The following is a 6,758-nucleotide window of genomic DNA, read 5'->3' on the forward strand; positions in this document are numbered from 1 at the left end:
GTTTCACCTTTTATTTATTCGTGCTACTCATTTTCGAGCGAGTTTGTGGTGAGTAGATTCCCAGTCTCACCTAGGTTCGCGGGAATGACGGAAAGATAGTGCTAAACGAAGAGCGTCATTCTGAAAGAGCCTAAGCGAGTATTAAGAATCTATTTGCAGCGCGTTTTGATGCCGGTGGAGTGAATTGAATTATCTGTGACTGTAAAACTTGCCACCTGCACTCGGAATGCTGAGATCTTAAGAGTTTGATATAAGCGAAGGTTAGGTGGGATTGGTGGTTGAATGTTGGGTAAGGTGCTTGCAACCTTGTTTCAACTTTTGTTTGTTCGTGCTACTCATTTTCGATCGAGTTTACGGTGAGTAGATTCCCAGTCTCACCTAGGTTCGCGGGAATGACGGGAAGAGAGCGCTAAGCGAACAGCGTCATTCTGAAAGAGCCTAAGCGAGTATTCAGAATCTACTTTCAGTGTGTTGTTATGTTGCGTTGTGAATTGAATTATCCGCGAGCACAGAACCAGTTCCTCCCTTTTGAGCTCTGCGTGTTGAGAGCTTCGGAGTTTGATACAAGGGGAGGTTAGGTGGGGTTGCTGGTTGAATGTTGGGTAAAGTGCTTGCAACCTTGTTTCAACTTTTGTTTGTTCGTGCTACTCATTTTCGATCGAGTTTACGGTGAGTAGATTCCGAGTCTCACCTAGGTTCGCGGGAATGACGGAAAGAGAGCTAAACGAACAGCGTCATTCTGCAAGAGCCTAAGCGAGTATTCAGTATCTATTCGCAGCGCGTTGTGATGCTGGTGGAGTGAACTGAATTATCCGTGATTGTAGAGCCATTCCCTCCAGTTTGAACTCGGAGCGCTGAGGGATTTGTTTACACCTCTCCCCAAACAAAAAAAGCCAGCAGTTAATACCTGCTGGCAAAGTCTTTGGGCTTCTAGGTTTTTTTGATTTTATTTCTTGTTACTCATCGCTGTCACGGTGCCCCGATTGGTTTTCCGGGGAAGAAAACACAGCACCGTGCGCTTTGTGCTCAAGAAATTGGAGATTAACCTTGCTTACGGATTAGGTAGTCAAATGCGCCTAAGCTTGCTTTTGCACCTTCACCCATCGCAATGATGATCTGTTTGTAAGGAACGGTTGTTGCGTCACCGGCTGCGAACACACCTTCTAGGCTCGTATCGCCACGACTACCGACCTCGATTTCGCCGCGCTCAGATAGCGCTACTTCTGAATCTTTTAGCCATTCTGTGTTTGGTACTAGACCGATTTGAACAAAGATACCTGACAGTTCAATCTCTTTGATCTCATCTGTGTTGCGATCTTTGTACTTCAAGCTTGTTACGCGAGTACCGTCACCCACTACTTCTGTTGTTTGCGCCATCGTGATGATGTCTACGTTTGGTAGTGAGTTCGCTTTGTCGATAAGCACTTGGTCTGCACGAAGTACGTCTGCAAATTCAAGAACCGTTACATGTTCTACAATACCAGCAAGGTCGATAGCAGCTTCGATGCCTGAGTTACCACCACCGATAACTGCGGTTTTCTTGCCTTTGAACAGTGGGCCGTCACAGTGTGGGCAGTACGCGACACCTTTGTTGCGGTACTCTTGCTCACCCGGAACGTTCATTTCACGCCAGCGTGCACCAGGGCTTAAGATGACACTCTTACTCTTCAGCGTTGCGCCGCTTTCAAGTTGGATGTGAATCAAACCATCTTCTGTATGTGCTGCGCCCATTAGCTTCTCAGCTTGTTGCTCAGTCACGACGTCTACGTCGTATTCTTTTAGGTGTTCTGCTAGGTCAGTTGCTAGTTTTGGACCTTCAGTACGTTTTACCGAAATGAAGTTCTCGATTGCCATGGTGTCCATAACCTGACCACCAAAACGCTTAGCAACAACGCCAGTACGAATACCTTTACGAGCAGCGTATAGTGCAGCTGCGCTACCACCAGGACCACCGCCGACAACAAGCACGTCGTATGGGTCTTTTTCGCTCAGTGCTTTCGCCGCTTTCTCGCTCGCGCCGTCATCCACTTTGTTTAGGATTTCAGTCAGAGACATACGGCCTTGACCGAATAGCTCACCGTTCACGAATACACTTGGTACTGCCATGATGTCGCGTTGTTTCACTTCATCTTGGAACAAACCACCGTCGATCATGGTTGCTTTTACTTTCGGGTTGATCGCCGCCATCATGTTGAACGCTTGAACCACGTCCGGACAGTTTTGACACGACAATGAAATGAAGATTTCTACGTCTAGATCTTTGTCTAGTGCTGCGATTTGCTCAATCACTTCTGGTTCTAGTTTGATTGGGTGACCGCCAGAATGAAGCAGTGCCAATACTAGAGAGGTAAATTCGTGACCCATTGGCAAGCCTGCAAAGCGTAGTGCTGTGCCTTTTGCTGGGCTAGTTACCGCCATCACTGGTTTACGTGCGCTTGCGTTGTCGTCACGTTCAACGGTGATTAGGTCGCTCATCTCTGCGATTTGGTTCGCTAGAGACAAAATGTCATTCGATGCTTTGCTTTTATCTAGACTAACCACTAAACGAACTTCTTCTTTTACATTAGCCAGATATTGTTTGAGTTGTTGTTGGATCGCTTGGTCTAACATAGTTGTTACTACCTTAATTAAATAGTTACCAATCAAAACAAGTATTTGTTCATTCTTGCTAGCTAAAATCGTTGATAACTGCGTTATAGATTTTGTAGTTAGAGTAACTAGCTATCGAAAATCTATGCCTGGTTCTAAACGATTTTTTCTACGCAATTACTGCACACCTACTTATTCAGATAGGTAATAAAAAGTGGTTACTGTAGATAAAACCTGAGGGGGAGAGAGCAAATCAGGCAGAAGGTCGTCAAGGTATCTAACCTGAAGTGCTCTCTAATTCAGTTCTAATCAGAAAAAGGAAATCGGGAACTGATTAGAACTTAAATTTCAGTGGCTTAGATTTTGCCAACTAGGTCTAGTGATGGAGCTAGTGTCTCTTCACCTTCTTTCCATTTAGCTGGGCAAACTTCGCCTGGGTGCGCTGCTACGTATTGAGCTGCTTTCACTTTGCGTAGTAGGTCTTCTGCGTCACGACCGATACCTTCAGCAGTGATTTCCATTGCTTGGATAGTACCTTCTGGGTCGATTAGGAACGTAGCGCGGTCTGCAAGACCTTGACCTTCACGCATCACACCGAAGTTGTTTGTGATGTTGCCTGTTTGGTCGCCAAGCATGTGGTACTGAATCTTACCGATTGTGTCTGAGCTGTCGTGCCATGCTTTGTGAGTGAAGTGTGTGTCAGTTGATACTGAGTAAACTTCTACGCCACGTTTTTGTAGCTCTTCGTAGTGGTCTGCTAGGTCGCCCAGTTCTGTTGGACATACAAACGTAAAGTCTGCTGGGTAGAAGAAGAATACTGCCCATTTACCTAGAACGTCTTGTTCTGTTACTTCAACGAATTCACCGTTTTTGTACGCTGTAGCTGCAAATGGTTTGATTTGAGTATTAATCATAATTTACTTTCCTTTGAATGTTTTAAGCTGAGCTGTTGTTGCTTTCGGAAAGTATATTCTCATTGGAGTGTGTTTAAGGAAAATCGCTTGTAACTATCCTATTGATAGCCATTTCCTATTTCACTTGATAGGGAAATCCGATGTAAGTGAGTTTGCTTTGATAGGTTTTATTGAAGATGAAGGCAGATTAGCAATAGAGAATACCGATGATTACTTTGAGTAGATCTTCTAGCTAAGATCGAAAGAGCCTGCATCTCGGCAGGCTCTTTCTAATAGGAAGTGGGGAAGCGAATGCTTCTATTTTGTTAGCTCAGATTGTCGAGCACTTTGCCACATAGCTTCTTCAGCATGATCATTTCATCCAGCTCTAAGGTGATTTTGCACATCATGGCGTTTGGCACAGACTTAGCTTGTTCTTTAAGGTCACGACCTTGTTCTGTTAGGTTGAGTACGCGAACGCGTTCATCGGTTTCACTGCGCCCACGCTCTACATAGCCTTTTGCTTCTAAGCGTTTAAGTAGCGGCGTGAGTGTGCCTGAATCCAAATGCAGTTGCGACCCCAATTCTTTCACACTGGCACCGTCTTTCTCCCACAGCACCATCATCACTAAGTACTGCGAATAAGTCAGATCAAGCTCGTCCAGCAACGGGCGGTAAGCTCGGATCACTGCATTTGCTGCGCTGTAGAGCGGGAAGCAAACTTGGTTTTCGAGTAAGAGTTTATCGTCGTCGGTCATGGTGTTGTCGGTGTAACACTGGCTCATTGGCGTTGCCTACCTGCTCACAGAGAAAGAGAGTCATAAAATAAATTGTGCACAATATAGTTGCAAACGATCTTTACTTCGATATAAGATTGCAAGCAATTAAATTGTGCGCAACTTAAATTAAGAAGGACACTCGCATGACTACTCTATACAAAACTCAAGCTACCGCTTTGGCTGGTCGTAATGGTCAAGTAAAAACTGATGACGGTCTTCTCGATCTAGAGCTGTCATACCCGAAGGAAATGGGCGGCACAGGCGCAGCAACTAACCCAGAACAGCTTTTTGCAGCGGGCTATTCAGCGTGTTTTTCTAACGCGATTTTGCACGTAGCACGTGAAGGTAAAGTGAACCTGAAGAGTGCACCCGTAACAGCGGAAGTGGGCATCGGCCCGAACGATAAAGGCGGCTTTGCACTAACAGTGAGCCTAGCGGTAGAGCTAGACATGCCACAAGAACAAGCGCTAGAGCTAACGCGCATTGCACACCAAGTTTGCCCATATTCAAACGCAGTTCGTGGCAACATTGATGTGGCAGTAACGGTAAACGGCGAAGCAATTTAAGCGGTTTCAACCACTGCACAAAGACAAGAAAGCCTGCAAGCACGCAGGCTTTTTTTGATTGGTATGAGTCGAGAATACTTAACGCGACTCTAGCGGGTAAGAGCGGTAGCTCCACATGCCGTAAGTACGCAGAGCATCGCGGTAGATACCAAGCAGCTCACTATCGCTGGCTTTGGCTAAGTCTTTCAGTGGCTTGTCTGGATAGCTCACTGTGTCGAAAGTGATGCCTTGCGGACCAGTTTGCCAGCTTGCGATTTCAAACAAGGTTTGACCGCGGCGCACGTGGCTCGCTGAGCTTATGATGGTCGCGTGTTTAATGTTATGACGCGCCAATGCGTAGCTGCTGAATAGGGCGTTACCTACCGTGCTGGTGGCGTAGTTTTCTTCAATGATGCGATCTTTGCTGATGCCTTTTTCAATCAGCCAATCCGCCATTAACTTGCCTTCGGTTTTGTGGTTCTTCGGTACACCACCCGTCAATACGATCAATGCGTCTGGATTTGCTTTCGCCATTGCTAACGTAGTTTCCAAACGCTCAACCAAGATTTGATGCATTGAACCATCTGGGTTCAGCGCGTATCCCAACGTGACGATTGCGCCTTTGTCATCCAATTTGCCTTTGTCGGCTTTCTCTTTTAGCGGCGTGGCAAGTACGCGGTCAACGGTGTCGAAGATGCGTTGGATGTCTGCCGCTTTACCTGCATTGAGCTTAGTGAGCGTCGCCATGTGTTTCGCTGATTCCGTTTGGTTGCCCTCAAAGCGTTGCCATACCGCTAAGTAAGCGTGCAAATCCACATCGTCTGGTGCAACAGAAAGGGCTTGTTCAAACAGTTCAATCGCGCGGTCTGCATTCTTGTTGTAGATCTGCGCGTTGGCCGCAGAAATCAGTAGGTCAGTACGGTACGGCTCAAGTTTGTAGGCTTCTAGTAAGCGGTCGGTGACAATCTCCATGTTGCTCGGCATTTTGGCGGTAAAACCTGCGTGCGAGATACGCGCAGGGGATCTGAATGCTTGTACCGCGTCATTCAGCAGTTGGTCGACAACCTGACGTTTAGTGACGATCTGTGAGTAGTCGGCGGAAGATTGGACGGCGGCATCGTTAGCCGCGATAGAGTATGGGGCAGCAGTCAGCGCAATCACGCTACCAAGAGCAATGGCAAGTAAGTTCTTCTTCATGGAATGTCCTAGAGGTGCTGTAGTACCTAGTTTTTATTGTGCCTAGCGTTGTAGGTCGAACGGGGTCGATGGAGTTTTTTCAGTCTAGGTTCGCTTCATGAATAATCTGTGAAATGAATCCCAACTCAGCCGAGCGAATGAATGCGCGTGGCCAAAACGCGAAGTAGGATCACGAAAATACTGAGGTATTCGTTCGTGTTCTAAGTAATTGGATTAAAAGATAAACAGCGTTTGGAAGAACGAATTTAAGCAACCAGAGTAAGAAATGAAAAAGCCTGCAACGATGCAGGCTTATGGTTTATTTGATGGCAGTGCAGAAGCTAACGTCTGCATGGTGCGTTTGTGGGTCGAAGCTGTGGTAAAGCTCAAAGCAAGGACGATCGTCGTTCTCAATACCGGATTCAATCACTTTGCTCATGACATCATCCCATGCTTTTGAGTATTGGCTCGGGTCAGTAATGTGCTGGCGCATCACCGCATACTGACCGCCGGGGAAGTCTTGCAGCTCAATACCTTTCGGAACTTCCGTGTCTTCTGGCACCATTAGACAGATGTCAGTACGGCACTTCTCGTCTGGCGTGATTTCAGGATTATCATGGTAGATGAAGATGCAGGTATTGCCTGCCAAACCTTTCATTCCTGCCCATTGATACAGGCGACCTGATGGCTCTTCATAGCCTTGGCCGTAAGGGCCGTTTACACGAATGTAAGCCAGTTTTGCTTTTTCAAAGTTTTGCGTTTCCATTGTCATGCTC

6 protein-coding genes are annotated in these 6,758 nt (G+C 46.5%); 1 reads left to right on the forward strand and 5 read right to left on the reverse strand.

Annotated features, from left to right (window positions below; all coding sequences use genetic code 11):
• Window positions 1-1,041: 1,041 nt before the first annotated feature.
• From ahpF to IQR33_RS16630, 3 genes are all read right to left on the reverse strand, one after another.
• Window positions 1,042-2,610 carry an alkyl hydroperoxide reductase subunit F gene (gene ahpF / locus IQR33_RS16620; protein ID WP_193837807.1) on the reverse strand — a complete coding sequence of 523 codons (1,569 nt, stop codon included), beginning with the start codon at window positions 2,608-2,610 and terminating at the stop codon, window positions 1,042-1,044.
• 335 nt (window positions 2,611-2,945) lie between these two features.
• The gene (gene ahpC, locus IQR33_RS16625) at window positions 2,946-3,503 is read right to left on the reverse strand and encodes an alkyl hydroperoxide reductase subunit C (RefSeq protein ID WP_193837806.1); all 558 of its coding nucleotides are present in this window, start codon (window positions 3,501-3,503) and stop codon (window positions 2,946-2,948) included.
• A 305-nt stretch (window positions 3,504-3,808) separates the two neighbouring features.
• Window positions 3,809-4,267, reverse strand: coding sequence for a MarR family winged helix-turn-helix transcriptional regulator (locus IQR33_RS16630; RefSeq protein ID WP_005383518.1), 459 nt, complete (start codon window positions 4,265-4,267; stop codon window positions 3,809-3,811).
• A gap of 137 nt (window positions 4,268-4,404) precedes the next feature.
• Between IQR33_RS16630 and IQR33_RS16635 the strand changes: the two genes are divergently transcribed.
• Complete coding sequence (locus IQR33_RS16635) at window positions 4,405-4,827, forward strand: organic hydroperoxide resistance protein (protein WP_047476680.1); 423 nt, start codon at window positions 4,405-4,407, stop codon at window positions 4,825-4,827.
• Between the two features lie 78 nt (window positions 4,828-4,905).
• Here the strand turns inward: IQR33_RS16635 and IQR33_RS16640 are convergent, their stop codons facing one another.
• A complete protein-coding gene (locus IQR33_RS16640; protein WP_193837805.1) occupies window positions 4,906-6,003 on the reverse strand; it encodes a YdcF family protein in 1,098 nt (365 codons plus the stop codon).
• A gap of 298 nt (window positions 6,004-6,301) precedes the next feature.
• The coding region (locus IQR33_RS33280; protein ID WP_228013936.1) for an AraC family transcriptional regulator at window positions 6,302-6,758 on the reverse strand (457 nt) is incomplete at its 5' end.

It is taken from the genome of Vibrio sp. OPT46, from assembly GCF_015163535.1.
In the GTDB taxonomy this organism is placed as follows: domain Bacteria; phylum Pseudomonadota; class Gammaproteobacteria; order Enterobacterales; family Vibrionaceae; genus Vibrio; species Vibrio alginolyticus.

Excerpts from the sequence above, each read along its gene's own strand:
- ahpF (WP_193837807.1), bottom strand. The coding sequence starts at position 2,610 with ATGTTAGACCAAGCGATCCAACAACAACTCAAACAATATCTGGCTAAT.
- ahpC (WP_193837806.1), bottom strand. The coding sequence starts at position 3,503 with ATGATTAATACTCAAATCAAACCATTTGCAGCTACAGCGTACAAAAAC.
- IQR33_RS16630 (WP_005383518.1), bottom strand. The coding sequence starts at position 4,267 with ATGAGCCAGTGTTACACCGACAACACCATGACCGACGACGATAAACTC.
- IQR33_RS16635 (WP_047476680.1), top strand. The coding sequence starts at position 4,405 with ATGACTACTCTATACAAAACTCAAGCTACCGCTTTGGCTGGTCGTAAT.
- IQR33_RS16640 (WP_193837805.1), bottom strand. The coding sequence starts at position 6,003 with ATGAAGAAGAACTTACTTGCCATTGCTCTTGGTAGCGTGATTGCGCTG.